Origin of the sequence: Asticcacaulis sp. W401b (assembly GCF_046503825.1) — a bacterium.
GTDB lineage: Bacteria > Pseudomonadota > Alphaproteobacteria > Caulobacterales > Caulobacteraceae > Asticcacaulis.
In genome coordinates this window covers 302,342-328,718 of sequence record NZ_JBKFEE010000002.1, presented here as the reverse complement: position 1 = coordinate 328,718, position 26,377 = coordinate 302,342, and the positions used below count along the sequence as shown (strand labels likewise).

21 protein-coding genes are annotated in these 26,377 nt (G+C 59.7%); 12 read left to right on the top strand and 9 right to left on the bottom strand.

What is annotated here, in order from left to right:
• Window positions 1-9: 9 nt before the first annotated feature.
• The 3 genes from sdhA to sdhC are packed head-to-tail and all read right to left on the bottom strand — an operon-like array spanning window position 10 to window position 2,603.
• Window positions 10-1,794 carry a succinate dehydrogenase flavoprotein subunit gene (sdhA, locus tag ACK8OE_RS06220; protein WP_013477744.1) on the bottom strand — a complete coding sequence of 595 codons (1,785 nt, stop codon included), beginning with the start codon at window positions 1,792-1,794 and terminating at the stop codon, window positions 10-12.
• Between the two features lie 3 nt (window positions 1,795-1,797).
• The gene (gene sdhD / locus ACK8OE_RS06215) at window positions 1,798-2,172 is read right to left on the bottom strand and encodes a succinate dehydrogenase, hydrophobic membrane anchor protein (protein WP_410271834.1); all 375 of its coding nucleotides are present in this window, start codon (window positions 2,170-2,172) and stop codon (window positions 1,798-1,800) included.
• Complete coding sequence (sdhC, locus tag ACK8OE_RS06210) at window positions 2,172-2,603, bottom strand: succinate dehydrogenase, cytochrome b556 subunit (RefSeq protein WP_410271833.1); 432 nt, start codon at window positions 2,601-2,603, stop codon at window positions 2,172-2,174. The genes sdhD and sdhC overlap by 1 nt, the downstream gene beginning before the upstream one ends.
• 390 nt (window positions 2,604-2,993) lie before the next feature.
• Here sdhC and ACK8OE_RS06205 point away from each other — a divergent pair, with 390 nt between their 5' ends.
• On the top strand, window positions 2,994-4,517 hold the full coding sequence (locus ACK8OE_RS06205) for a hypothetical protein (protein ID WP_410271832.1): 1,524 nt from the start codon (window positions 2,994-2,996) through the stop codon (window positions 4,515-4,517).
• Here ACK8OE_RS06205 and ACK8OE_RS06200 read toward each other — a convergent pair.
• Entirely contained in the window at window positions 4,501-4,929 is a 429-nt protein-coding gene (locus tag ACK8OE_RS06200; protein ID WP_410271831.1) for an HIT domain-containing protein, read from the bottom strand. The two genes, ACK8OE_RS06205 and ACK8OE_RS06200, sit on opposite strands and share 17 nt — an antisense overlap.
• A gap of 183 nt (window positions 4,930-5,112) precedes the next feature.
• Here ACK8OE_RS06200 and mdh point away from each other — a divergent pair, with 183 nt between their 5' ends.
• On the top strand, window positions 5,113-6,075 hold the full coding sequence (gene mdh, locus ACK8OE_RS06195; protein WP_126421986.1) for a malate dehydrogenase: 963 nt from the start codon (window positions 5,113-5,115) through the stop codon (window positions 6,073-6,075).
• Between the two features lie 169 nt (window positions 6,076-6,244).
• On the opposite strand, the gene ACK8OE_RS06190 is transcribed toward mdh, so the two are convergent.
• Window positions 6,245-6,775, bottom strand: a complete 531-nt coding sequence (locus ACK8OE_RS06190; protein WP_410271830.1) for a hypothetical protein — start codon at window positions 6,773-6,775, stop codon at window positions 6,245-6,247.
• Window positions 6,776-6,918: 143 nt separating this feature from the next.
• Between ACK8OE_RS06190 and ACK8OE_RS06185 the strand changes: the two genes are divergently transcribed.
• Window positions 6,919-7,488 (top strand): GNAT family N-acetyltransferase, encoded by a 570-nt coding sequence (locus ACK8OE_RS06185; protein WP_410271829.1) that lies wholly within the window; start codon window positions 6,919-6,921, stop codon window positions 7,486-7,488.
• Between the two features lie 5 nt (window positions 7,489-7,493).
• On the opposite strand, the gene ACK8OE_RS06180 is transcribed toward ACK8OE_RS06185, so the two are convergent.
• Entirely contained in the window at window positions 7,494-8,270 is a 777-nt protein-coding gene (locus tag ACK8OE_RS06180; RefSeq protein ID WP_410271828.1) for a metallophosphoesterase, read from the bottom strand.
• Window positions 8,271-8,651: 381 nt separating this feature from the next.
• Between ACK8OE_RS06180 and ACK8OE_RS06175 the strand changes: the two genes are divergently transcribed.
• From ACK8OE_RS06175 to ACK8OE_RS06165, 3 genes are all read left to right on the top strand, one after another.
• Window positions 8,652-9,851, top strand: coding sequence for an LL-diaminopimelate aminotransferase (locus ACK8OE_RS06175; protein WP_410272028.1), 1,200 nt, complete (start codon window positions 8,652-8,654; stop codon window positions 9,849-9,851).
• 361 nt (window positions 9,852-10,212) lie between these two features.
• Window positions 10,213-10,440, top strand: coding sequence for a hypothetical protein (locus tag ACK8OE_RS06170; RefSeq protein WP_290794081.1), 228 nt, complete (start codon window positions 10,213-10,215; stop codon window positions 10,438-10,440).
• Between the two features lie 30 nt (window positions 10,441-10,470).
• Window positions 10,471-11,697, top strand: coding sequence for a glycosyltransferase (locus tag ACK8OE_RS06165; protein ID WP_410271827.1), 1,227 nt, complete (start codon window positions 10,471-10,473; stop codon window positions 11,695-11,697).
• Here ACK8OE_RS06165 and ACK8OE_RS06160 read toward each other — a convergent pair.
• Window positions 11,694-13,592, bottom strand: a complete 1,899-nt coding sequence (locus ACK8OE_RS06160; protein WP_410271826.1) for a methyl-accepting chemotaxis protein — start codon at window positions 13,590-13,592, stop codon at window positions 11,694-11,696. The two genes, ACK8OE_RS06165 and ACK8OE_RS06160, sit on opposite strands and share 4 nt — an antisense overlap.
• A 384-nt stretch (window positions 13,593-13,976) precedes the next feature.
• Between ACK8OE_RS06160 and ffh the strand changes: the two genes are divergently transcribed.
• Together ffh and rpsP are read left to right on the top strand one after the other, a co-directional pair.
• Complete coding sequence (ffh, locus tag ACK8OE_RS06155) at window positions 13,977-15,551, top strand: signal recognition particle protein (protein ID WP_290794077.1); 1,575 nt, start codon at window positions 13,977-13,979, stop codon at window positions 15,549-15,551.
• A gap of 39 nt (window positions 15,552-15,590) precedes the next feature.
• Window positions 15,591-16,025, top strand: coding sequence for a 30S ribosomal protein S16 (gene rpsP / locus ACK8OE_RS06150; protein ID WP_298327095.1), 435 nt, complete (start codon window positions 15,591-15,593; stop codon window positions 16,023-16,025).
• A 216-nt stretch (window positions 16,026-16,241) separates the two neighbouring features.
• On the opposite strand, the gene glmM is transcribed toward rpsP, so the two are convergent.
• On the bottom strand, window positions 16,242-17,867 hold the full coding sequence (gene glmM, locus ACK8OE_RS06145; protein WP_290794074.1) for a phosphoglucosamine mutase: 1,626 nt from the start codon (window positions 17,865-17,867) through the stop codon (window positions 16,242-16,244).
• A 226-nt stretch (window positions 17,868-18,093) separates the two neighbouring features.
• Between glmM and glmS the strand changes: the two genes are divergently transcribed.
• The 3 genes from glmS (at window position 18,094) to ACK8OE_RS06130 (ending at window position 22,914) form a co-directional block, all read left to right on the top strand.
• Window positions 18,094-19,932, top strand: coding sequence for a glutamine--fructose-6-phosphate transaminase (isomerizing) (gene glmS / locus ACK8OE_RS06140; protein WP_410271825.1), 1,839 nt, complete (start codon window positions 18,094-18,096; stop codon window positions 19,930-19,932).
• Window positions 19,933-19,992: 60 nt separating this feature from the next.
• Entirely contained in the window at window positions 19,993-21,645 is a 1,653-nt protein-coding gene (locus ACK8OE_RS06135; RefSeq protein ID WP_410271824.1) for an ankyrin repeat domain-containing protein, read from the top strand.
• A 117-nt stretch (window positions 21,646-21,762) separates the two neighbouring features.
• Entirely contained in the window at window positions 21,763-22,914 is a 1,152-nt protein-coding gene (locus tag ACK8OE_RS06130) for a GNAT family N-acetyltransferase (protein WP_410271823.1), read from the top strand.
• A gap of 91 nt (window positions 22,915-23,005) precedes the next feature.
• Here the strand turns inward: ACK8OE_RS06130 and ACK8OE_RS06125 are convergent, their stop codons facing one another.
• Window positions 23,006-24,526 (bottom strand): family 78 glycoside hydrolase catalytic domain, encoded by a 1,521-nt coding sequence (locus ACK8OE_RS06125; protein WP_410272027.1) that lies wholly within the window; start codon window positions 24,524-24,526, stop codon window positions 23,006-23,008.
• Between the two features lie 165 nt (window positions 24,527-24,691).
• Between ACK8OE_RS06125 and ACK8OE_RS06120 the strand changes: the two genes are divergently transcribed.
• Entirely contained in the window at window positions 24,692-26,335 is a 1,644-nt protein-coding gene (locus ACK8OE_RS06120; protein WP_410271822.1) for an IS1634 family transposase, read from the top strand.
• The last annotated feature ends 42 nt before the right edge of the window (window positions 26,336-26,377 follow it).

Below are 26,377 nucleotides of genomic sequence, written 5' to 3'. Positions count from 1 at the left end.
ATTCTCCCCTTAATAGACCCGCGCCTTGGGCGCGATATAGGCGATTTCGTTGGTCATCGTGTAGGTGTGGACCGGACGATAATCCGTGGTGACCTGACCCGTTTCGGTGTCGAGCCACATCAGGGTGTGCTTCATCCAGTTTTCGTCATCACGGTTCGGGTAGTCCTCACGGGCGTGCGCGCCGCGCGATTCCTTACGGTTCAGCGCCGAATTGACGGTGATGACGGCCTGAGCGATCAGGTTGTCGTATTCGAGGGCTTCGAGCAGATCGGTGTTCCAGATCATGCCGCGATCCTTGATGCCGATGTCTTTGGACGCCTTGAAGATTTCGTCCAGACGACGCACGCCCTGTTCCAGCGTCTCACCGGTGCGGAAGACGGCAGCGTCTTCCTGCATGGCGCGCTGCATTTTGAGGCGCAGATCGGCGGTCGGGGCCTGACCATTGGCGTTGCGGAACTTGTCGAGACGCGACAGGTGCGCTTCGACCGCCGACTTGCCGATGTCCTTGTGCGGCGTACCGGCCTTGACCAGTTCCGGTGCGCGCTTGCCCGCCGCGCGGCCAAACACCACGAGGTCGATCAGCGAGTTGGAGCCGAGGCGGTTGGCCCCGTGCACCGAGACGCAGGCCGCTTCGCCGACAGCCATCAGGCCGGGGACCACGGCGTCCGGGTTGCCGTCCTTAAGCGTCACGACTTCGCCGTGATAGTTGGTCGGAATGCCGCCCATATTGTAGTGGACGGTCGGGATGACCGGGATCGGCTCCTTGGTCACATCGACGCCGGCAAAGATTTTCGCCGATTCCGAGATACCCGGCAGGCGCTTGTGCAGCAGGTCGGGCGGCAGGTGGTCGAGGTGCAGGAAGATGTGGTCCTTGTGCGGGCCAACACCGCGGCCTTCACGGATTTCCATGGTCATGGAGCGCGAAACGACGTCGCGCGAAGCGAGGTCCTTGGCCGAAGGGGCGTAGCGTTCCATGAAGCGTTCGCCCGCCGAATTGGTCAGGTAACCGCCTTCGCCCCGCGCGCCTTCGGTGATCAGACAGCCCGAACCGTAGATGCCGGTCGGGTGGAACTGCACGAACTCAAGGTCTTGCAACGGCAGGCCGGCGCGCAACACCATGCCACCACCGTCGCCGGTGCAGGTATGGGCCGAAGTCGCCGAGAAGTAGGCGCGGCCATAGCCGCCAGTGGCGAGGATGACCAGGTGCGCGCGGAAGACGTGGATGGTGCCGTCGTCCAGCTTCCAGCAGGTGACGCCACGGCAGACGCCGTCATCCATGATCAGGTCGAGCGCGAAATATTCGATGAAAAATTCAACGTCTTCTTTCAGCGACTGACCATACAGAGTGTGCAGCATGGCGTGACCGGTTCGGTCGGCAGCGGCGCAGGTGCGCTGCACCGGGCCCTCGCCGAAATTCTTGGTCATGCCGCCGAACGGACGCTGATAGATCTTGCCGTCTTCGGTACGCGAGAAGGGCACGCCCCAGTGTTCCAGCTCATAGACGGCGTCCGGCGCGTTGCGGACGAGGTATTCGATGGCGTCCTGATCGCCCAGCCAGTCCGACCCCTTGACGGTGTCGTACATGTGCCACTGCCACTTGTCTTCGCCCATATTGCCGAGCGAAGCGGCGACGCCACCTTGCGCAGCAACCGTGTGCGAGCGGGTCGGGAAGACCTTGGTGATACAGGCCGTCTTGAGGCCCGACTGACCGCAGCCCAGAGCGGCGCGAAGGCCTGCGCCACCGGCCCCTACGACCACCACGTCATATTCGTGTTCAATGATCTTGTAGGTCATGGGTTACGCCTTAAAAGCCAGATAGATGCCGCCCAGCGCCACAGCGAGAACAGCCAGACAGAAGAGGAGGTTGAGAAGGCGCAGCGCGCGTGAGTTCGGGAAGTAGTCCAGAACATTGGCGTTCAGGCCCATATAGGTGTGCCACATGGTGATCACGAAGGTCGCGGCCAGAAGCCCGGCATTGAGCGGCACCTTTACGAAGGCCAGCGCCGCCTCATAGCCCTGATTGGCCAGACCGAAAGCGCTCCAGGCAGCCCACAGGGTCAGGAAAAGCAGGGCGACCGAGGTCCAGCGTTCCGCCAGCCATTCACCCGCGCCGTGCTTTTCGGACTTTTTCCAGTCCTTGGCCGAGCGTTGTTTCAGATAGGAGTCAACCATCACAGCACCACCTTGCCCGTAGCGAACAGAACGGCCCAGAAGGCCAGCGTCAGGGCAATACCGCCCAGCAGTGACCACCAGGCCAGCGCATTGGCCGACGAAATCCTGAAGCCCAGACCCATGTCCCAGATCAGGTGGCGCAGACCACCTGTCAGGTGGATAAAGCCCGCCAGCGTCAGGCCGAACCACACGAACAGGCCGAAGGGCGACGCCGCAAACGACAGGAACAGCGTGTAGGCCTCAGGGCAGAGGCCCGATGCCGTCAGGCCGATGGCCAGAAGCCACGCCGCGACCATGACCGCGCCCACGACCGAGGCAATGCCGGTCGCCCGGTGCAGGATCGAGGTGAACATGGTGATGTGGAATTTCCACACCTGAAGGTGCGGAGAGAGCGGACGATAGGCCGCTTCGGTGGACGGAGGCTTTGACATGTGCTTGCGTGGCCCTGATATACCCGGTGTGTGCAATGCGAGGCTTGTACGCGCAGGCCCCACTTGTGGATGCACGGAAAAGGTTAAGTTTCCGCGTCTTCGGGGGCTTTTTAGACCCTGACGTCCCTGTGTCAACATAGCGCATGGTCAGGGGGGTGTTTTTTGCGCCCGCGAAGGCTTTTCAGACACGTATGTCGCCCGAAAAAGAGAAAACCAGATCGTGCGTTAGCGATATTGTGAGCGGTTCACAAACGCGCCATCGTGACATATTGCCGCATTTCGGCCTCGGTTGGTCGCTTAGATTTGGGTAAGGGGGGATGATTTCGCCTTTTTGGCGAACAGACTTCCGTCTCCCCTGCGTTAGAGAGTGTAGTTCAGGTGTTTTTCAGCGTGACCCGTTTGCCTATGCGCCATCCCCTTCTCAAGGTTCTGCTTCTTTCTTCGGCCCTCACCCTGCCGGTGGCGTCCGCTCAGGCCGGTACAGCCGCCGCCACCGCGCGTGTCACGGCTCGCGCCGATGAGGCCGCTTCTGCCGCCAAAGGTGAGACAAAGACAAAGACCGAGACGAAGGTGACGCCCAAATCGGCCAAATCAGCGGACGCGGCCAAAACGCAGGGCAGCGCCAAGAGCAAGACGGGCACGGCCAAGGTCAGCGAGAACGAAAAGCCGTCGGCAAAGTCAAAGGTCTCAGCGAAAACAAAGACCGCTGAGAAGGACGAGACGGACTCGAAAAAGAGCAAGGCGGCCCAGAGCGGTAAGCCGAGCGGCAAATTGAAGCCGACGCAAACAGCCGACGCCGAAGCGAAAAAATCGACGGCCTCCAAAATCGCCAAAAAGACGGACACTGCCAAGGACGGCGAAAAGGTTACCGCGACAGCTTCGGCCAAGGGGACGCCCTATGTCATGCCGGACAAGAGCGACAAGTACGACAGCCGCACGAGCGGCACCCTGAGCGCCCCTGCAAAAACCGTTGCCAGGACCCCCGCCCCCAAACCGGCGGACAAGACCGTAGCTCAGACGACGCAAGCCCCAAAGCCCAGGCCTGCGACAACCCCGGCCACGAAGGCCGCGTCAGCGCTGACCACGGACGCCGGTAAGGCGGTCGATGATCTGTTCGGTGCCAGGATCAAGGTGGACGGTCAGTCCGCACCCCATAATCCAACGCCCACGCCTGTGGCCTCATCGGAAACCGTAAAGCCTGCGCCGAAGACCGAAGACAAGCTGGACCTTCCGACGGCCCCCATCCCCTATCAGGCGACGGTAAAGCCCGAAACCGCGCCCGCCCCCAAGGCTGACCTCAATGCCACCCTGACCGCCGAAAAGGTCGAGCCGCGCACGGTCAGCCCGCCGACGCCGGACAAGGCCGCCGAGGTCGTGGCGGCGACCTCCCTGCCGGTCACCCCCTCACCCACCCCCGCCGATGCCCCGACTCTGAGCGTGCCCGAAGCGGTGCGCAAACCCGTCGATACGCCCGCTGCACCGCGCAATCTGGCCGCGGTGACGGTCGATGCCTACGCCCGCGATTACGAAGGCCAGAAGACCGGTGCGGAGATGCGCTACGATTCCAGCATCCGTTCCGGGCTTCTGGCGCGCCAGAGCCGGGCGGGCGATCTGGAAGGCAACTGGCTGGTGTCGTCGCTCACGGGGGACAAGCTGGTGTCGCTGGCCCTGCGCGGCGGCGGCGCTCAGGTGGATGGGGCGTGGCGCTCACTGCAAGGCGGGGTGGGTCTTAACCGCTCCGGCCTGATCGAAAGCGCCATGCAAGCCGATGACCGCCTGACGCTCGACTATCAGTCGGGCTCCTCCCGAGGGCGCTATCGCCTCGATCTGCGCCGCGAACCCGACGGTCGCTGGCGTGGTCAGATGATCGACCCCGCCGGCACCGCCACCCCGGTGGTCATGCAGGCACAATAAGGGATTTGAGCGCCTCTACCACCTCTGCCTTCTGGGCCGGGGCAAAGGCTTCCGGCGTGCCATACCCCCAGACCGGGCCGGGCCAGGCCGCGTCCTGCGGGTGGCGGGCAATCAGATGGATATGCAGTTGCGCGACAATATTGCCGAGATTGGCGATGTTGAGCTTGCTGACCGGCTGCCCCATCACCTCCGCCGCGCGGCGCACCATCTGTTCGGCCACATGCAAATCAGCGCGTAGCTGGGCGTGCTCGGCCTCGCTCAGCTCAGTCAGTTCCGTCAGGCCCGCCCGGCGCGGCAGGAGCACCAGCCAAGGGAAGCGCGCGTCCTTTTGCAGACGCACCTGACACAGGCTCAGCTCGCCAATCCAGACGGAGGCGGCTTCGATGCGCGGATCAACGGTAAACTCAGCCATTGGTCGGTCTTTCGCAGGCGAATAAGGCAAAATATTAAGGCCTCCTCTGTATAGCCCCTGCGGGATTTGCGCATCACATTTCATAATGTTGCAGCGCATGGTCTTGCGAAGCCTCGTTAACGGGTTTAGAGGGCCGTTAATCTTTGTCACCCCCTGTGGGTTCAGATGGAAAAGGGAATGCTTATGGCACGCGCCAAAATTGCTTTGATCGGTTCGGGTATGATCGGGGGCACGCTGGCCCATATCGCCGCGCGTGAGGAACTGGGCGATGTCGTCCTGTTCGACATCACCGAAGGTGTGCCGCAGGGTAAGGCTCTGGACATCGCCGAAGCCTCGGCCGTGTTCGGTAAGGACGTCGCGCTTAAAGGCGCCAACGACTATGCCGATATCGCCGGTGCCGACGTCTGCATCGTCACCGCCGGCGTGCCGCGCAAGCCGGGCATGAGCCGCGACGACCTGCTGGGTATCAACCTGAAGGTCATGAAGGCCGTCGGCGAAGGCATCAAGCAATACGCCCCGAATGCCTTTGTCATCTGCATCACCAACCCGCTCGACGCCATGGTGTGGGCGCTGCAAAAGTTCTCCGGCCTGCCGACCTCGAAGGTCATCGGCATGGCGGGCGTGCTCGACTCGGCGCGCTTTGCCTACTTCCTGGCTGAAAAGACCGGTATCTCGGTCGAAGACATCCACGCTTGGACGCTGGGCGGCCACGGTGACGACATGGTCCCGATGGTGCGTCACTCGACCGTTGGCGGCCTGCCTCTGCCGGACGCCGTGAAGGCCGGCTTCCTGTCGCAGGATGAGCTGGACGCCATCGTGAAGCGCACCCGTGGCGGTGGCGGCGAAATCGTCGCCCTCTTGAAGACCGGCTCGGCCTTCTACGCCCCGGCGGAATCGGCCATCGCCATGGCCACCTCCTACCTGAAGGACAAGAAGCGCGTCCTGCCGTGCGCCGCCTACCTGACGGGTCAGTATGGCCTGAACGACCTTTATGTCGGGGTGCCGGTGCTGATCGGTAAGGACGGTGCGGAAAAGGTCATCGAGTTCACCACGAACGACGAAGAAAAGGCCATGTTCGCCAAGTCGGTGGACAGCGTGAAGGGCCTGATCGAAGCCTGTAAGGCGATCGACCCGTCGCTGGCCTAAGCCTCGGAAAAGCGGTTTTCCTTGACTTTTGTACGCATAACGTGTACATTGGGCAAACGGAAAACAGACTGGCTGAGACAGTTTCCCCCGCCCGCAAGGGTTCGGTGCAAAGCCGGATAATCAAAGGGTTGCCAGATGCAGAAAGGGCCTCTTCGGAGGCCCTTTTTATTTATCTGCGATTGGGAAATTTTGGCTTTTCCCCGCGAAGCACCTTGGCCAGCGCCAGATCAAAGCGCATTTCCCCGGTATCAGCAGGCGTCTTACCCGTCGCCACCGGATAGGCACTGACCACAAACAAGTCGATGCGACGACCTCTCGTACGGCGTAAGGTGAAGAAGATAGCATAGGTCTGCCCGTCTTCCAGTTCCATACGCACCAGATTACCTTCGCGGGTTGAAGCCACGCGCTTATCGCCCAATGTTTCTATGATGCGCCGCAGGTGAAGGCTGAGTGCATAGCGATCAGGGCAAAAAACGCGCCTCTCGGTTTTTGCTGCATGGCTGGGGCGTATGACATCGGCGAGCGTATGAAATGTCGGATCATAGGTCTTGGAAAAGCAATGATCATTGAAACGAACGTTCAACTCTACAGGTTCGAGCACATCTCGTGCTGCGCACCGAAACACAAAGGGTTCAAGGTGCGAAAGAGCGACTTCAACGCCATTGACAATGAGGGGCGGCCAATAACGCATAGCGCGCATTAAATAACGATTCCCGCAACTCAGCAATTTTCGGGAACGGTTTATGCGTTCTGGCTGTCAGGAAGAGAAATCCGTAGAAACGACCGCTCCAGATAACCGATTTGTCACTGGCAAGGGCCGGTTGCTGGGGTTAAGTCGGGAGCATGACCCGTTTGCCCACCACCTCGCCGCTTGGCCCGACGCTTGACACGCCGCGCCTGATCCTCCGCCCACCCGTGGCTGAGGATTTTCCGGCCTTTTGTGCCTTTCAGTCCGACGAGAAGGTCATGACGCATCTGGGCGGCGTTACGCCGGATGCCGTGACCTGGCGGGTGACGCGCGCCATCGCCGGGGCGTGGGCGCTCGACGGCTTTCACATGTTCAGCGTTCTGGAAAAGGCAACCGGTGAGTGGGTGGGACGCATCGGGCCTCTCTATCCCTATCAGTGGCCCGCCCGCGAAGTCGGCTGGGGCCTGTTGTCTTCGGCACAGGGCAAGGGCTACGCCACCGAAGCGGCGGCCGCCTGCATCGACTATGTGTTCGAGGTTCTGGGCTGGGATGACTTGATCCACACCATCGCGCCCGACAATATCGGCTCTCAGCGCGTGGCGCAGGCTCTGGGGTCATCCAACCGCGGACCGGGCCGCCTGCCGCCCCCTTATGCCGATGTGGCGGTCGATATCTGGGGGCAGACCCCCGCCGAATGGGCCGAAAACCGCCAGCGGTTTTCCTGAGTGTCTCACCGCTTCGTCTTAGGCGCATATGTCGCCACGGGCTTCACCATCGAGTGTTGCCCCGGACTAATAGTAAGCAACATGATCTGAGGGGGTGCACCAAAACGCACGGGCATACCCGATTCCCCTAAGCCACGTGTCACGATCAGCAATCGCTCACCCGCTGAAGTCCAGCCATCCGCCGTGTCCTCGGTATGTCGGGTGACACGTACCGGTGCACCGATAAGGGGGAAACGTACCTGACCTACGTGACTGTGCCCGGATATTTGTAACGGCAATACATTGGACGCCCAGTCAAACAGGCCGGGATTATGGACAAGAGCGATGGTGGCGGCACCTTGCGGAATCGTCTTTGTGGCCATCTGAAAATCTGGTCTTTGCGTCTGACCATCTTCGAGACCTGCTATCCACACATCTCCGCCGGGGCGGATAACCCGCGCCGCCTGATTTTCGAGAAAATGTATCCGCGTATCGGCCAATATCTCTCGCACCCGCTGGCAATCCCACCAGCAGTCGTGATTGCCCATCACCGCGTAAACGCCCAAGGGCGCATTCAAATCATCCAGCGCCCTCAGGCCCTCTTCATGCAAGGCATTGTCTTGCGTACTTCGGCGTGAGCGCGCCGCACGCGGAGGGCCGGCCTCGAGCCCGTGGCCGCCGACATAGTCTCCGGCCAGCAAAATTACATCCGGTCTGAGCGCGCGAACCTGCTCGGCAATGCGACGTACCCGCTCAGGCGGCATATGAAGCGCATCAACGTGGATATCAGACAGTACGGCCACACGCAGAGGTGCCGTGTCCTGTGGCCAACCAGATGTGATTACTTCGAATTCCGACACCACCAAGCTGCGCGGCTCAGACTAGAATCCGATAACCGCCATAACGGCACCAATGCCCAAACTGGCCCCTAAAACCCACCGCCAGATTGATCTTTTTGTCCGCATGGCACCCCTTTAGGGATCACTTTAATGTGGTGTTCGCAAAATTATTTTTCACAGAACGCAAAAATTTCCGAAAAAGGCGCCTTTCATGGGATGACAATCGACGTTTGATGAGTCATATGGTCTGGCCCGCAGGTCCGTTTCGACCTTGCGGGCTTTTTGTCTTTCACCCCGATCAACCCCTCTCAGACCGCCTCCGGTCACGTTCTTTTCTCAGGTGCAATCATGCGCGATTTTTACCGTATCCGGCGTCTGCCGCCTTATGTCTTCGAAGAAGTCAACAAGGTGAAGGCCCGTCTGCGCGCAGCCGGCACTGATGTGATCGACTTTGGTATGGGCAATCCCGACATGGATACGGCCCCGCATATCGTGGACAAGCTGGTCGAGACGGTCCAAAAACCCAAGACACACGGCTATTCGGTGTCCAAGGGCGTGCAGGGTCTGCGCAAAGCTATGGCGGGCTACTATGAGCGCCGCTACGGCGTGAAGCTCAATCCCGATACCGAAGTCGTGGCGACACTGGGCTCCAAGGAAGGCTTTGCCAACCTCGCCATGGCCATTACCGGCCCCGGCGATACGGTCATCTGCCCCAACCCGGCCTATCCAATCCACGCCTTCGGCTTCCTGATGGCCGGTGGCGTTATCCGTCACGTCCCGGCCCTGTCGCCGGAGCAATATCTGTCGGGCATTGAGCGCGCGGTGAAGCACTCCGTACCCACGCCGTCGGTGCTGATCGTCTCCTATCCGTCGAACCCGACGGCGCAGTGGGTTGATCTGGATTTCTACAAGGAAGTCATCCGTATCGCCGAAAAGCACGACCTGATCGTGCTGTCCGACATCGCCTATTCGGAAATCTATTTCGAAAACAACCCGCCGCCCTCCATCCTGCAGGTGGAAGGGGCCATCAAGCGCTCGGTCGAAATCAATTCGCTATCGAAGACCTATGCCATGGCTGGCTGGCGCGTCGGCATGGTCGTCGGCAATTCGGACATCTGCGCCGCACTGGCCCGCGTGAAGTCCTATCTCGATTACGGCGGCTTCACGCCGATGCAGGTGGCCGCCGCCGCCGCGCTCAACGGCCCGCAGGACAATGTTGAGGAAATCCGCAACACCTATAAGTCGCGCCGCGACGTGCTGGTCGAATCCATGAAGCGCGCCGGGTGGGATATCCCGCCGCCCCCGGCGTCGATGTTCGCCTGGGCCGAGATTCCCGATAAGTTCAAACATTTAGGCTCGATCGAATTTGCCAAGCTGCTGATCGAAGAAGCCCACGTTGCCGTCGCACCGGGCCTTGGCTTCGGTGAATATGGCGAAGGCTATGTGCGTATCGGTCTGGTCGAGAACGAACACCGCATCCGGCAAGCGGCACGTAACATCAAAAAGCTGCTGCAACCCGGTCACAAAGCGCAGGCCGCTGAATAACCTGTTGTTTAGTCCCTCGCCGGGCGGTGGCTTCGCCACCTTGGCCGCCGCCTCAATGGCGGCTTGAGCGGAATGATTCCGAAAGGCATCATTCCGCTATAGGCGGTTTATCCGTTCACGGAGACGTGAAATTCGCTTAAAGAGGGAAAACAATGGCGTTTTTCCCCCATACTTCATAGCGGACTCGTGCATGAGCCGAATGAAGCCTTGACGCCACACGTCAAGTTTTTACCTCAGCCTTATTTGACTCCCCCGGTATTTTAGGGTTTTATTTACGTATTGTGCACTGCACATGTTTTTATAAGGGCCGGTTACAAGGCCTAATTTTTTACATACGGTTTGCGGAAAAGGGATTTTAGTCGTGATCAGCTTGCAATTCGACATAGCCAGCCCCTCTGAACAAGACGCCTTTTTCGGTGCTTTCTTCAAGTTTGTCGAGGCTGCCTCGCTGCAGGATGCCGACTCCATTTCGATCCATTCCGACACCAAGGAAACCGGCATGGTCAAGGTGGTGAACTTCGCCGACCAGAGCCTCGCTGATCAGTTTGAAACCTATTGGCAGCAACGTCGCCGCTGGCTGGGGCTTTAAGCCGTAGCCGCCATAGGTTAAGCAGAGCGCATGTCAATCCTGCGCCGCCTGCCTCTCAAATATCGTCTGCCGCTAATTCATGGTGGTCTGGAAGCCATCGCTCTGACGCGCATGGGTCACTGGCCGCGTGCAGACAGACTGTCGTCAGGCCCTCTGGTTGTCTCCGGTTTTTTCAATGAAAGTCAGGGCATAGGCCGGGGGGGACGCCTGACCGCCGATGCGTTCGAAGCCGCCGGCTACGCGGTCATACGCCACGATCTGCGCCCCTGTTTCCGTCATATCCTCGATCAGAAGGCGGTTCTGCCCGGCAAGGGCGGCGTCTGGTTGATCCATGCCAATGCGCCGGAAGCTCTGGTGGCGCTGATGACGCACCGGTCTGATCAATGGCGCGACCGCTACCGCATCGGCTACTGGGCATGGGAAACGCCGCTCGCCCCGCCGCAGTGGGCGCGTCTGGTGCGCTGGCTGCACGAGGTATGGACGCCCAGTGCCTATGTGGCCGAAGCGCTGGCGGCGGCCTTGCGCGCCGAGGGTCTGGACGATCTGTGCGGGCGGCTGCGCGTCATGCCTCACCCCCTGCTCTCCTCGCCGCCGCAGGCCGACCGCGCGCGTTTCGGCCTCAGCCCGGATCGCTGTGAAGTCTTGAGCCTGTTCGATGTCAATTCATCGCCTGCGCGGAAGAACCCGTGGGCGTCGATTGAAGCGTGGTTGACGGCGTTTCCGGAGCCCGCGGTTCATGCGGCCCTGACGCTGAAAGCCTCGTCTCTGGATACTGTCACACAGACCCGACTAAGCGAACGGATCGCTAACCGTCCGGATATTCGCCTGTTATCCGAACGCCTGAGCGACGAAGACATGTACCGGCTGATGGCCTCGGTCGATATTTTCCTGTCCCTGCATCGGGCCGAAGGGTTCGGCCTCGGTCTGCTGGAAGCGATGAACGCCGGTGTCGCCGTGATCGCCACCGAAGGTACGGGCAATGATTTCCTCACCCCGGACAATGGCTATCCGGTCCCGGCGCGTCCGGTGCCGCTCGATGATCCGGACGGCCCCTACAGCGCCTTGCCGCGCAACCCGGCGCAGGTGTGGGCCGAACCCGATATACAGGCAGCAGCAGACAGTCTGCGCCGTCTGGTGTCCGACCCCACAGCCCGCACTTCAAAAATGGCGGCCGCCCGCGCCACGCCTGCACGGCTAAGCGCCCGCTGGTCCGCCGAGGCGCTGAGAGCCCAGCTATTCAATACATATCTAAGTTAAGCGGCGCGGATATTCTTCAGGAAGCCGAGAGCTTCGGCACGCAAGTTATGGGCCTGATCCGCTAGGCGCCGTGCCTCGGCAAGGGTGGTTTGTGCGCTTTTGCCTGTGCGATCCGTCGCCCGACCCACCTCTTCTATCGACACCGTAATGTGTCCGGTTGAGGTGGCTATCTGTGCCGTTGAACGTGAAATTTCACCCACTGCCGAGGTTTGCTGATAGGCGGCTTCCGAGATAGCCTGTGACTGGGCCTTAACGTCGAAAACCATATCAGCGATACTGGTCAGGGTGGAAGCCGCCTGCTGCCCGATGGCCTGTACCTCAGAAACATGGGCTCCTATTTCCTGATTGACCTGTGCAGTCTGTTGCGCCAGCGCCTTGACCTCTGTGGCAACGACCGCAAAGCCCTTGCCAGCCTCACCGGCGCGCGCGGCCTCAATCGTAGCATTCAGCGCCAGAAGATTGGTTTGCGACGTTATCTTGCCAATGAGGGCTACAGCGTCCCCGATACGGGCCGCCGATTCGATAAGGGCCTTAACAACCTCTCCCGTTCGTTCGGCCTGTTCAGCGGTCCTGTCTGCCGCAACCGAGGCTAGTTCTGCCTGTTGGCTTATGGCCTTGGCCGATGCGGCCATTTCCTCTGTCGCGCTGGCCACAGACTGCACATTGTTGCTCGCCTCGGTCATGGCGCGGGCCACGACCTGAGTTTGCTTAGAGGATGTTTCGGCATCGTCGTTCAGATGCTCCGCCTGACCGCCCAGCGCCTCTGCGGTTTTCTGAAGTTGATCGACCACAACCATGATGGTGTTTTCAAAACTGTCCGCCGTACTCAACACGAGGCGGCGACGATGCTCAGCCGCTTCTTTTGTGTTGGCGTCCTGCTGCGTGCGCAAATACTCACTTTCGATAATCTGCTCCCGGAACAGGTTAAGGGTGTGGGCAACGGTTCCCGTTTCGTGACGATCGGTTTGATAAGGAATATCCGTGTCCGTCTCACCCTTGCTCAACTGACGCATCACTTGGGTCAGCCGCTTGAGCCGGTGTGAAAGCCCTATGGCAATGCTCGTAGCGATGATCAGCGCTCCTGCGGCAACCAGCAGCGCCAGTCCGATATTGCGCCACATCTCTTTTTGCAACCGAACGATACGTGCCGCCATCAGGTCTTGAAAATCGGAGGCCCCCGCCTCAAATACGTCATCTAGGGACTTGAGCAAACCGTCCCAGTTCTCTTTGGAAGGGTTAGCCGAAAACTGATCTGCAGCGGCATTCATCGCCTGAAGCCTGCCCGCATAGATTTCCGGAAGACTACCTGAAATTCTGTATTGGCCTGAACGTTCCAGAGACGCCCCGACACGTTTGACGGCATTGCTGAACGAAATAGCGGTAAGAAGATAATCTGTTCCAGTGCGGTCTGCTTCGCGCTTTTCGTACACCGTCCTTGCCGAGGATACCGCTTCAGGCAGCCCGACCATAACCGCATCCATGACGTAAAAGCTGTCGAGTTCGGGGTCGAGAATCAGCCCGGAACTATCAACCACCACGTCCATGAGTTCGTTCACGGTCAGATACACATCTTTGGGCTTGAAACGCGACAAGGCCTCGGCATCCAGAGGGGAGATATCCTGGGAGGAAGCCGCTGCCTGTTTCAGACGAGCTGTCGTCTGATCCGATAGTGGTGTGTCGCGCAGACCCTCTATCGCCGCCCGCCACAACCCATTCATATATTCCGCACCGCGTTCTTCCTTCTCAGTCGAGCGAGTCTGCTGGACATGGGTGTTGTATAGCATTACGCCCAGCCACAGAGACGGAATGCACAGCAACATCGTCAGAAGGCTCAACCGACCGGCGATACTCAGCCGTGTATTCAGAAAATCGGTGATTCTATGAATAAAATGCATGACTAACTTTTCAGGGCCAAGGATGGGACGATACAGAGGTTTAAAAGGTTGGATAATGGTAGTGTCTGTCGGCGCTGGTTAATCCTTGGTTGTTGTTCGACTCCTTTGTTGTGCAGTTGCAAAAAATTCATTTGAGCGTCACATATCTCTATGGAACCCCTCCCGCTGCCACCAGATATGCCTTGACTCTCGTTGCGCCAAACTCCATAGGAACGCAACATTCAGGCGACCCACGCCTTTTGCACACCAAACCTCTCAGGTCACGACCCCGATCATTTCTATCGGACGGGGACCGGAGGCTCCCCGACGACGCGTTGCGTTCTCGGGGTCTTTTTGTTTTGCGAAAGGCACGGTCCCGATACCGATTTATAGGGCAATAGAAGCATGTTCGACTCGCTGAACGAGCGCTTATCCGGTCTGTTCGACCGTCTGGGTGGCCGCGGCGTCCTTTCGGAAAAGGACGTTGACGAAGCCCTGCGCGAAGTCCGCGTCGCCCTGCTCGACGCCGACGTCGCCCTGCCGGTCGTGCGTCAGTTCATGACCAAGGCGCGCGAACTGGCCGCCGGGGAAGCCATCATCAAGGCGGTCAAACCCGCCGATCAGGTGGTAAAGATCGTCTATGACGGCCTGATCGACATGCTGGGCGGCGAGGAGCCGACCCCGATCGATCTCGCCGCCGTGCCGCCCGCCGTCATCCTGATGGCCGGTCTGCAAGGGTCGGGTAAGACCACCACCTCGGCCAAGCTGGCGCTGCGCCTGTCGAAGTTTGAGCGCAAGAAGGTCATGATGGCCTCGCTCGATACCCGCCGCCCGGCCGCCATGGAGCAGTTGAAACTGCTGGGCGAACAGGTGGGCGTCGATGTGCTGCCGATTATCGCCGGTCAAAGCGCGGTGGAAATCACCCGCCGCGCCCTGCAATCGGCCAAGCTTCAGGGCTATGACGTCCTGATCCTCGACACCGCTGGTCGCACGACGCTGGACGAAGCCCTGATGGCCGAAGCGGCCGAGATCGCCAGCCTCTCGAACCCGGTCGAAACCTTCCTGGTGGCCGACTCGCTGACCGGTCAGGACGCGGTACGCACAGCCGAAGCCTTCCATGCCCGCCTGCCGCTGACCGGCCTGATCCTCACCCGCGTGGACGGCGACGGACGCGGCGGGGCTATGCTGTCCATGCGCGCCGTCACCGGTCTGCCGATCAAGTTCACCGGTTCGGGTGAAAAGGTCGATGCGCTGGATGTCTTCGACGCCCGCCGTATCGCCGGCCGTATTCTGGGTCAGGGCGACGTGGTGGCCCTGGTCGAAAAGGCGGCGCAGGAGCTTGACGCGGCCAAGGCCGAGCAGATGGCCAAGAAGCTGTCCAAGGGGCAGTTCGACCTTAACGACCTTGCCGATCAGCTCGGTCAGATGAAGCGCATGGGCGGCATGACCGGCATTATGGGCCTGCTGCCCGGCGTGCAGAAGGTCAAGAAGCAGATGGACGAGATGAACATCTCGGACAAGATGTTCGACCGTCAGATCGCCATCATCTCCTCGATGACCAAGCTGGAGCGCAAAAAGCCTGACCTGCTCAATGCGTCGCGTAAGCGCCGTATCGCCGCCGGGGCCGGGGTCGATGTGGCGGAAATCAACCGCCTTTTGAAACAGCACCGTCAGATGGCCGACGTCTTCAAGATGATGGCCCGTAACGGCGGCAAGGGCATGGGCAATATGGCCAAGATGCTGGGGCTGGGGAACATGCCCAACATGGCCCAGATGCAGCAGATGGGCAAAAAGCTCGAAAACAACCCCGCCATCGGCGACAATATGGGCGCCGATTTCGAGCGCCTGAAGCAGCTCGGCGCGGGCAAACTTCCCAACATGCCCAATGGTCTTCCTAATGGCCTGCCCGGCCTGCCGGGGCTCGGCAATTCGCTTCCGGGGCTGGGCGGGGCTAACCCGTTTGACCCCAAAAAGAAATAACCCCCTCACTCGAAACTCAGCCTATCAAAGGATCTTATCATGCTGAAAATTCGTCTGGCCCGCGGTGGCTCCAAGAAGCGCCCGTACTACCACATCGTCATCGCTGACGCCGCCGCTCCGCGCGACGGTAAGTTCATCGCCAAGGTCGGTTCGTATAACCCGATGCTGTCGAAGGACGATGCCAACCGCGTCACCCTGAAGACCGAAGTCATCGCCGACTGGCTCAAGAAGGGCGCTCAGCCGACCGACCGCGTCGCGCGCTTCCTGTCGAAGGAAGGTCTCGTGAAGTGGGAACACGGCAACAACCCGCAAAAGGGTACGCCGGGCAAGAAGGCTCAGGAACGCGCCGCCGAGCGCGCTCAGCGCGAGCAGGACCGTCTGGACGCCGAAGCCGCTGCCAAGGCCGAAGCCGAAGCCGCTGCTGCCGCTCCGGCCGCTGAAGACGCCCCCGCTGAGGAAGCTTCGGAAGGCTAATCGCTTCTTGGCGACTGAAATAAGAAAGGCCGGAGCTTCGCGCTCCGGCCTTTTTTGTTTTTGCACGCCTTATACCTCACCAACGCGTTGGGGAGGAGGACCGCACGAGCCGCCAAAGGCGGCGAGATGTGGCGGTGGGGGTCTTGGATCGCGCTCGCTGCGCCGTGCCTACGGCGTCTTGCGCATATCGAACGATCCCCCGGATCGTTCGATTGCTCACCCCGCTATGGCCCCGATGATCTGATCGACCACGGCGCGCACCTGAGCCGCGTCGTCGCCTTCGGCCATCACTCGGATCAGCGGTTCGGTGCCCGATGGGCGCACCAGCACGCGACCCGTGCCTTTCAGTGTCGCTTCGCCATCGGCAATGGCCTGTTTGACGTCTTCGCGGTTCAACGGGCTGTCGCCGGTAAAGCGCACATTCTTCAGCAACTGCGGCACCGGCTCAAACTGACGCGCCAGCTCGCTCATCGGGCGGCCGCTTTCGACCAGCACGGCCAGCACCTGAAGCGCGGCGATCAGGCCGTCACCCGTCGTTGCGTGGTCCAGCATGATGACGTGGCCTGACTGTTCACCGCCCAGATTGAAGCCGCCTTCGCGCATCTTTTCCATCACATAGCGGTCGCCGACCTTGGTGCGCTCCAGCGTCAGGCCCTTCGAGGCCATCAGGCGTTCAAGGCCCAGATTCGACATCACCGTGGCCACCAGACCCCCGCCCTTCAACTGACCCTTGGCCGCCAGACTGGTGGCGATGATGGCCATAATCTGATCGCCATCGACAATCGTGCCCTTTTCATCGCAGATAACCAGACGATCGGCGTCACCATCGAGCGCAATACCGATATCGGCGCGCAGCTCCTTGACCTTTTCGGCCATGGCCTGCGGCTGGGTCGAGCCGCACTTTTCGTTGATATTCATGCCGTCGGGCGACACGCCCAGGCAAAAGATTTCCGCGCCCAGCTCATAAAGCGTGGTCGGGGCCACCTTATAGGCCGCGCCATTGGCGCAGTCGATAACGATGCGCAGCCCTTTGAGCAGCAGGTTCTTGGGGAAGGTCGCCTTGGCGATTTCGACATAACGATACTGCGCATCATCGACGCGCTGCACGCGACCGAGATATTGCGGATCGGCAATACCGTCCAGAATATTGCCGTCCATGCGCGCTTCGATGGCCAGTTCCACCTCGTCCGACAGCTTGTAGCCATCCGGTCCAAACAGCTTGATGCCATTATCATAATAGGGGTTGTGCGAGGCCGAGATCATCACCCCCAGATCGGCGCGCATCGAACGCGTCATCATAGCCACACCCGGTGTCGGCAGCGGGCCGAACAGGCGCACGTCCATGCCGACCGACGTAAACCCGGCCACCAACGCCGGTTCGATCATATAGCCTGACAGGCGCGTATCCTTGCCGATCACCGCCAGATGCCGGCGATTGTCCGAAGACATGAACATCTTGCCCGCCGCCATGCCGACACGATAGGCGACTTCGGCGGTCATGGGGAAGCTGTTGACGCGGCCCCGGATGCCATCGGTGCCGAAATATTTGCGGGTGCGGTTCAGGGTGCTCATGTGCGAAGCCATCAGGTCGTTAGGGTTTTTGATCGGGTTGAAGCCATAGAGGGCCAGGGTGTCACGAAAACTGGCCATGCGGGCGGTCGTCAGGGCGACAAACGCCGCCTCCAGCTTATCGACGGTTTCGGCGCGCGGGGCCTTGGTCTGACCGCTCAAAGCGCGAAACAACGATGACGGCGCAATGCCTGCCGCCTCGGCCACGTCCTTGATGGAAATGCCCGTGGCCCCCAGCGCCGCCTGTAGCTTTTCCCACTTGTTTTCACTCATTGGCCAGACTCTGTATCGGGATTGGCGTCCGGTTACAGACCGAAACGCAATGTGTTAATGGCAAATTTACCGTGTTTTGGACGCAAACATCTTAAAATACGGCTTTCGTGACCCTTTTAAGGCAAAGGGTTTAACGCGTTGTGAAATAATTTCATAGCATTTTAAAAATCTGTCTGCTACTCAAAACACGCAAATAGCCCCTCCCCCTTGTTATGGAGCCTTGTCCATGTGCGGCATTATCGGTGTTATCGGCCTGTCCGAAGCGGCCCCACGCCTGATCGAAAGCCTGCGTCGCCTCGAATATCGCGGCTATGATTCCGCCGGTATCGCGGTCGTCACAGAGGCAGGCACGCAACGCCGACGCGCGGCAGGCAAGATCCGCCAACTGGAGGCCGTGGTTGAAGAGACGCCGCTGTCGGGGCAGGTCGGTATCGGCCATACGCGCTGGGCCACGCACGGCGCGCCGACGGTGGCCAATGCCCACCCGCACACCTCCGGCCCGGTCACCGTCGTGCACAATGGCATTATCGAGAATTTTGCCGAGCTGAAGGCCGAGTTAATCGCCGCTGGCCATGTGTTCAGCTCCGACACCGACACCGAAGTGATCGCGCATCTGTTTGATGCGACGCTGAAAAGCGGGCTCAAGGCCAAGGACGCCTTCAAGGCCGTTCTGGACCGCCTAAACGGGGCCTATGCGCTGGCGATTATCGTCGAAGGCGAAGACCGCACCCTGTTTGGCGCGCGTCGTGGCTCACCTCTGGTCGTCGGCTGGGGCGAGGGTGAAATGTTCCTGGGCTCCGACGCGCTGGCGGTCGGGCCCTTCACCAACCGCGTCACCTATCTGGAAGAAGGCGACTGGGTGGTGCTCACCCAGGACGCCGCCGACATCCATGACGCCAGGGGTTTCCGCGTCAACCGCCCCATCACCACCGTTTCGGCTTCGGCGGCGCTGGTGGAAAAGGGGGCCTATCGTCACTTCATGGAAAAGGAAGTGCACGAGCAGCCCGAAAGCGTGCAGCGCACCCTCTCGGCCTATCTCGATCCGGTGGCCAAGTCAGCGCGCGCCGACATCAAGGCCGCCATCGACTTCAACAGCGTCGCGCGCATCCAGATCATCGCTTGCGGCACCGCCTATTATGCCGGCTGCATAGCCAAATACGCCTTTGAAAAGGTCGCGGGCCTGCCCGTCGATGTCGAAGTGGCCTCTGAATTCCGCTACCGCACCCCGGCCATGACGCCCGGCACGCTGGGTCTGGCCGTGTCGCAATCGGGCGAAACCGCCGACACCCTGGCGGCGCTGCGCTGGTGCAAGGCCGAAGGTCTGAAAACCGCCGCCCTCGTCAATGTGCACACCTCGACCATGGCGCGCGAAGCCGACCTGATGTGGCCCACCCACGCCGGGCCGGAAATCGGCGTGGCCTCGACCAAGGCCTTCACGGCGCAGGTCGCCGCGCTCCTGTCTCTGGCCGTCGCGGCCGCCGCGCAACGCGGCCGTATCGACGCCACCGAAGAGGCGCGTCTGGTGCAATGCCTGCTGGAAACCTCCGGCCTGATCGCCGAGGCCCTGCTGATGGACCCGGACGTGCAGCGCATCACCTACGAACTGTCGAAGGCGCGCGACGTCATCTATCTGGGGCGCGGGGCCATGTATCCGCTGGCGCTGGAAGGCGCGCTGAAACTCAAGGAAATCTCCTATATCCACGCCGAGGGCTACGCGGCCGGCGAACTTAAGCACGGCCCCATCGCCCTGATCGACGAAAACACGCCGGTGGTGGTCATCGCGCCGGACGACGAACTGTTTGAAAAGACAGCCTCCAACGTGCAGGAAGTCGCCGCGCGTGGTGGCCGCGTGGTGATGATCACAGACGCCCCGCAAAAGGTCCCGGCCCTGTCCGGTGACGCCGCCAAAACGCTGAAAATCGTCAAGGGCCCGACCTGTGACCCCTTCGTTGCGCCTCTGGTCTATGCGGTGCCGATCCAGCTTCTGGCCTACCATACCGCCGTGCATAAGGGCACGGACGTAGATCAGCCGCGCAACCTCGCCAAGTCGGTGACGGTGGAATGAGGCGGTAGCCCTCTGATACGACCTCTGCTAGATTTTAGCGAGGGTATAAGGGGGATAGCCATGCAACTCTTGTCCGTCATTGGACTGATTGGCACGTTGACTGCGTTACTGACGCCATCTTCAGCATTCGCAACGCCTCCAGCCTGTGAAAAAAATGCCACTGAGGGATTACCGAAACCGCCGATTACCTTTTCCATGGAAGAGGAAAAGCAGGCTCCTAGCTTCCTCATAAAAGAAGCGCCTTTGAGGGCGCACTTTGCGATCTCTCCCCTCATCTACCCGTACAACGGGTTGAAAATGTATGGGTTTGAGCTGTCCGTCATTGTTTCGGAAGACGGACGTGTCGCCTGCGCTACGATTACGCCACCTTACAGGGCTCAGGACCCGGTCATGACCCCTCAGCGACGGGCATTCCTAGAAGACGTCGGTAACTGGCGCTTTGATCCCTATTTTTACGAAGGCAAACCCAGTCGCGTGGCTATTGCGTTCAACATTAATGAAGAAGAACAACCGCGTCAGTATCGACCTGCCCCGAAAGGCGACCCGGATCAGCTTGTCATCGTTCAGGAGAACCGCCCGTGGTTTGCCAGTTACAGCCCCTATCGGGTGGAATTGCATGGCGACGGACGTGCGGTGTATCAATCTTTTCGCAGGAATGACCCGCTGGGTCCACAGGCCTACAAGGTGGAGGCGTCAAGCGTTCGGGCCCTGCTTGAAAAGGCGAAAGCGGCAGATTTCTGGTCTCTGCGCGATACATACAGGAAATCGCCCAACGCAATCACCCATGCCTCTTCAAGCCTGTCGCTCTCTATAGTTTTGGGTGGACAGAAAAAATCCGTAACAGACTATTCAAACAACGATTCCGGTAAACCGAGGGCACTGGAGACACTGCATCAGGAGGTTATGCAGGCGGCCAATTTGAATTTTTGGGAAATACCTGGCCTTGAGACTCTTGAACAACTCAAGATCAATGGCTTCGATTTTCAGTCTGTGAAAGCGGGTCAATTCCTGATCGAAACAGCGGCGAACCCCCGCGTTGAAAATGCGGTCATTCTGTCATTGATGGACCTTGGCACACCCCTCGACCACGTCCTCTACGACAAAGATGCCGACAAGGCGCGATCTCTTCTGGACATGAGCCTAACCGCTGGTCGGGAACCCGTCGCGTATCGGCTGATCGGTTTGGGCGCATTGAAAACGAGCGGTAAAACGGATCATAACAAGGTCAATGATGCTTTTTTGGGTGCCGTAGAGTCGGGTTGTTTGGCGCTTGTCGAAATGATTTTGCCCTATAATCCGGACATCTCTTCGGATGCCGTTCTATACGTCAGACGTTCAAACGCCAAAGACGAAGATAAAATCTCTGTCCTGAAATTATTGCTGGCAAAAGGGGCGGATATCAACGGCCGGGATACAAAGGGACAGACTATTCTGCACGAAATAGCCCTGACGCCTGATTTTATAGCCTACCTGATTGAAAATGGCGCAGAATTGAATGCGATTGCCGATGACGGAAGCACGCCGCTGATGATGGCCTTTCTTGAGGACACGGCCCTTCTGATGTTGGAAAAAGGAGCCGATCCACGCATCAACAGAACCGCAGACTATCTGCGTTTCAATGTGAACCGTAATGGTTGGCTGAAGGTTGGCCGCTGGCTGACTGAGCATGGTTATGCGGATATCCTGCTCACAACTCCGGACGAAAAAGATTAGGGTCCGTTTATCTCCCTGGCCACAGAGCCCCCGGTCTTTCGCCCCTGTAATCGGAATGCTAACCCTTTTGTGTCAGGTTTGACGCAAAAGGACGCGGAGCGTGGTGCGGGAGACGATATGAACGGGCTGAGCGTAGAGATAACGACCCCCGCGCAGCTATCCGACGCAGATCGTCATCTGTGGGCCGAGGCCGTGTCTCTCAATCCGGCCCTCGACAGCCCCTATTGCACGCTGGCCTATGTCGAAGCGCTGTTCCCGGTCGTGCCTCTGGCGCGCCTTATCCGCCTCCAGCGCCATAGCCGCACCGTGGGCTTTCTGCCGCTTCAGATGCGCGGGCGGGTGGCGCAGCCGCTGGGCGCCCCCCTGACCGATTTCCATAGCCTGATCTCCCTGCCCGATGTCAGCATTGACCTGCGCGCCGTGTTGCGGGCGCTGGACCTGCACCGTTTCGAAGTGGCTGGCTGGTTAGGCGCAGACAGCGCCTTCACCGCAGGCGAGGTACGTGAGCGGCTGTATGCCGATCTGTCGGGCGGGTTTGACGGCTATTATACTGAACAGCGCAGTCAGCAGAAAAAGTTCTTCCGTAACGCTGAACGCTGCCGCCGCAATCTGGACGCCACCTATCCGCAACTGAGCTTTTCGTGGGAAGCGGCGTCCGCGGTCGTTATCGATTGGGTGATTACGCGAAAGCGCCATCAGTACGCCCGCACCGGCCTGCACGATGTGTTCGCCTGCGGCTGGACGCGCGAAGTTCTATACGCACTGGCGCAGCGCCAGGATAGCGATCTGCGCCTGATGGCGGGCGTTTATCGGGATGGCACGGACATTATCGCCGCCGAGATCGGCCTGTGTACCTCAGACGACCTGCACCTGTGGTTCCCCGCCTACGATCGCAGCGCCGCGCGCCACAGCCCCGGTATCCTTTTGTCGCTCGATATCCTGAAGGCTGCCGCGTCTGAGAGCATCAAGCGCGTCGATTTCGGCTGCGCGGATGAGCCTTACAAGCTGTCCATGACCACGCACAAAACGCCCTGCTATGCCGGCTATGTGGTCAGTCAAAAGTCCATAGAGCTGCCTGCGCGCTTTGATCCCTTCCTCAAGCCGCGACTGATGATCATGCGCGCTTGCGAAGTGCACCTTGCCGGTCAGGTCCGCGCCGTTTGGCAACTGGGCCGCCGCCTCGTGACGCGGACACGTGTGGGGTTTGTGACCTTCCTGAGCCTTCTGGGGGCCATGGCCGCAGCCATGCTGGTCGCTGAAGCGATGTGATGGGTTTATCAAGGACTCTGTGCAGGACGCCTGAAGTCTTTGATGAAAGGCGCAACTAACAAGATTTTTGGGACATTGAAGACTGAAGGCTTCACGCCCTTACGGCGAAATCATAGTCTCCCGGTCCGACCTCGATAACCATTCGGCCATTAACAATGCCCAATGACTGTGACGCGAGAGGCTTGCCGTTTTCGCGTATATTCGTTTGATTCGTAGCAGGTAAATGAACTTCGGCGCGGGTGTTGGGCGGCACACTGAGCTTGAGCCTGAATTGACCCTCCGGATTCAGGGTCCAGTCGGTTGAAATACGCCCGGATACGGCATCATACTGCGCGCCTCCGGAAGCGACGCGGCGATCAAGTACCGGATTGAAGCGGAAACGACGGAAGCCCGGTTCGATCGGGTCAATTCCGGCAATGCGGCGATAGACAAAACCAATAACCGCCCCAAGCGCGTAGTGGTTGAAGGAGTTCATTGAGATGTCGCCAGCATCTCCATTCCAACGCTCCCAGGTCGTTGTCGCCCCCTTCATGACCATATAGCCCCAGGAAGGGTATTCTGTACGTAGCAACAGGTCATACACCAGTGACGCATAGCCATTGTCGGCCAGTACGTCGAGGCTGTGGGGTGTGCCAAGGAAGCCCGTAGTCAATAAGCGGCCCCGACTTACAATATTATCATGCAGCCTTCCGGCCACTTCGGCCCGCAATTGCGGCGGCACAAGATTATAGCGCAGCGCCAGAATGTAACCCGTCTGGGAGCCATTGCCGACGGTCCCGTCCGAATGGACAAAGGCTTTGGCAAAGGCCGCGTCGATCTTATCCGCCAGACGCGTGTAGTCCTCTAAAGCCTTCTGCCGTTTTGTCGCCTTCGCCATATCCATCATGGCCAGCGTCGAATGCTTCCACATGGCCGTCCCGATCAGGTCGGGTGGCGTCGTATGATCGCCGGGCCAGCGAGAATCGAGCGCCAGCCAGTCTCCGAAATCCCATCCGTGGCCCTTACTCCAAATGCCGTCATCGCTAAGAGTGGCGATATAGCCAGTATAGGCGGACATAGCCTCCCAGTTCTGGTTGATAACCTCAGTGTCGCCGTACCGTTGCCACGTGGTCCAGGGCAGGATGACACCGGCATCCGCCCACCCGGGTGAGGCCTCGTTTGGGGCAGTATCGCGCATGCTGTTAGGCGAGATAAAGGCAAAAGCCCCATTCGGCCACTGGGCATCACGGACGTCAGCCATCCAGCGCTGCGTAAAGGTGCCGACATCCATATTGAAGGCCGCCGCGTCCCAAAAGACATGCGCATCCCCCATCCATCCCAAGCGTTCGTCGCGCTGAGGACAGTCCGTAGGAATACCCATAAAATTCGACTTCTGACTCCACAGGCTGTTTTGCCAAAGGGTCTGAATAATTGGATGGCCGATGCGCAGATGCCCGGTTCTTGATGTGTCGCTGTGGATGACGACGCCCATAACGTCATCAGGCGTCGGCGCGTTTGATAAGCCGGAGATTTCGACATATCGAAAGCCATGATAGGTGAAGCGCGGCTCCCAGACTTCACCCGCCGGGTCGCCCTTCAGCACATAGGTATCTGTGGCAAGTGCGGCTCTCAGACCCTACTTAAACAGCGCAGGCGGAACATGCGGTGAACATTTCGCGTAAGTGGTTGTATTTATTGAGCCGCGTTTTGGCCCCGTCATAATGTGTAGTGAAAACATATTTTCATCAATGCCCTTATTTGTATTGATTTCCGGCGATTCTCAGGTGACAACGGAATCATGTTTGTCGTTGAAAAGGTCGCCCGCGGGCATCGATATCTCTATCTCGCGGAGACCTACCGCGAGAATGGCAAGGTGCGTCAGCGTCTAATTCGCCCCCTTGGACGCAAAGACCAGTTACTGCTGTCAGGCGATCTCGATCGCCTGATCGCGTCCATGGCTCAACATTCGGACCGTAACCTTGTCTTATCCGAGATCGATAACGGTGAGTTGGCTTCGACGCGCATCGGCGGCCCATTGTTATTCGGCCGGTTGTGGGAGCGCCTGGGCATTGGCGACGTCCTTCGCGACCAACTGGCCAAACGCGCCTTTGAGTTCGCCGTTGAACGTGCCGTGTTCGTCAGTGTTCTGCACCGCCTGTTCGTCTCCGGTTCGGATCGGTCCTGCGAGAAGTGGATGAGCGACTACAAGATCGACGGCATAGACGGCCTGCAACTGCATCACCTCTATCGTGCGGTGGCGTGGTTGGGGGAAGAGATCGAGGAAAAGGCGGAGGGAGCCCTGGCACCACGCTGTGTGAAGGACGTGATCGAGGAGACCCTGTTCGATCGACGCCGCGATCTGTTTACAGATCTGTCCCTGGTCTTCATGGATACGACGACCCTGTCCTTCTATGGCGAAGGCGGCGACAGCCTCGGCGCGCATGGCCATTCCAAGGATTATCGCCCCGATCTGAAGCAGGTGGTTCTGGCCGTGGTCATCGATGGCACTGGCCGTCCGATCTGTTCGGAGATGATGCCTGGCAATACCGCCGACAGCACCGTGCTCCTTCCGATCGTCGACCGGTTGCAAAAGCGCTTCGGCATTGGACGTGTCTGTGTGGTAGCCGATCGCGGCATGATCTCGAAGGCGACCATTGCCGCCCTGGAGGCGCGCAAGCTCGAATATATCCTGGGGGCGCGCGAGCGCTCAAGCAAGATCGTGCGCGATACGGTGATGGACGACACCCAGCCCTTTGTCCCCCTGCTGATCGAACGCACTCAGGGCGAGACACAACTGTTTATCAAGGAGGTCATGGCTGAAGGCGAGCGCTACATCGTCTGTCGCAATGAGGCTGAAGCCGAGAAGGACCGGATGGATCGCCAAGCGATCGTCGAGGGCCTGCAGACCCAGTTGAAGCGCGGGGACAAGGCCCTGGTCGGCAACAAGGGCTATCGCCGATACCTGAAGGTCACTGACCGCGGCGATGATAAGCCGGCCTTCGAGATCGATGCCGGCAAGCTTGCAGAGGAGGCCCGTTATGACGGCATCTTCGTCCTGCGCACCAATACCAAGATTAATCCGCTGCTGGCCGTCCTGCGCTATCGTGACCTTCTGAAGGTCGAGGAACTGTTCCGCCGCGCCAAGGCGGTCATGAAAACCCGGCCGATCTATCACTCATCCGACGAAGCTATCCGCGGGCACATCTTCTGTTCCTTCCTGGCTCTGCTGCTGCAGAAGGAACTGGCGGACCTCTGCGCCGCAAAGGGCGTGAAGCTCGAATGGCAGGACCTGCTACGCGATCTTGATCGCCTTCAGGAGGCCACCATCGAAAAGGATGGCAAGCGTATCACCGGCCGCACCAGCGTTCGGGGCCAGGTCGGAACCATCTTCCAGGCGGCCGGCATTGCACTGCCCCCGAACCTGAAATCTGAGGCCGCCTGACACAGCCTCCGCAAACCCTTAAAATGTAGTGCAAACACCGAA

Coding starts and splice junctions, on each gene's coding strand:
- sdhA (WP_013477744.1), bottom strand. CDS start 1,794: ATGACCTACAAGATCATTGAACACGAATATGACGTGGTGGTCGTAGGG.
- sdhD (WP_410271834.1), bottom strand. CDS start 2,172: ATGGTTGACTCCTATCTGAAACAACGCTCGGCCAAGGACTGGAAAAAG.
- sdhC (WP_410271833.1), bottom strand. CDS start 2,603: ATGTCAAAGCCTCCGTCCACCGAAGCGGCCTATCGTCCGCTCTCTCCG.
- ACK8OE_RS06200 (WP_410271831.1), bottom strand. CDS start 4,929: ATGGCTGAGTTTACCGTTGATCCGCGCATCGAAGCCGCCTCCGTCTGG.
- mdh (WP_126421986.1), top strand. CDS start 5,113: ATGGCACGCGCCAAAATTGCTTTGATCGGTTCGGGTATGATCGGGGGC.
- ACK8OE_RS06190 (WP_410271830.1), bottom strand. CDS start 6,775: ATGCGCGCTATGCGTTATTGGCCGCCCCTCATTGTCAATGGCGTTGAA.
- ACK8OE_RS06185 (WP_410271829.1), top strand. CDS start 6,919: ATGACCCGTTTGCCCACCACCTCGCCGCTTGGCCCGACGCTTGACACG.
- ACK8OE_RS06165 (WP_410271827.1), top strand. CDS start 10,471: ATGTCAATCCTGCGCCGCCTGCCTCTCAAATATCGTCTGCCGCTAATT.
- ACK8OE_RS06160 (WP_410271826.1), bottom strand. CDS start 13,592: ATGCATTTTATTCATAGAATCACCGATTTTCTGAATACACGGCTGAGT.
- ffh (WP_290794077.1), top strand. CDS start 13,977: ATGTTCGACTCGCTGAACGAGCGCTTATCCGGTCTGTTCGACCGTCTG.
- rpsP (WP_298327095.1), top strand. CDS start 15,591: ATGCTGAAAATTCGTCTGGCCCGCGGTGGCTCCAAGAAGCGCCCGTAC.
- glmM (WP_290794074.1), bottom strand. CDS start 17,867: ATGAGTGAAAACAAGTGGGAAAAGCTACAGGCGGCGCTGGGGGCCACG.
- glmS (WP_410271825.1), top strand. CDS start 18,094: ATGTGCGGCATTATCGGTGTTATCGGCCTGTCCGAAGCGGCCCCACGC.
- ACK8OE_RS06135 (WP_410271824.1), top strand. CDS start 19,993: ATGCAACTCTTGTCCGTCATTGGACTGATTGGCACGTTGACTGCGTTA.
- ACK8OE_RS06130 (WP_410271823.1), top strand. CDS start 21,763: ATGAACGGGCTGAGCGTAGAGATAACGACCCCCGCGCAGCTATCCGAC.
- ACK8OE_RS06120 (WP_410271822.1), top strand. CDS start 24,692: ATGTTTGTCGTTGAAAAGGTCGCCCGCGGGCATCGATATCTCTATCTC.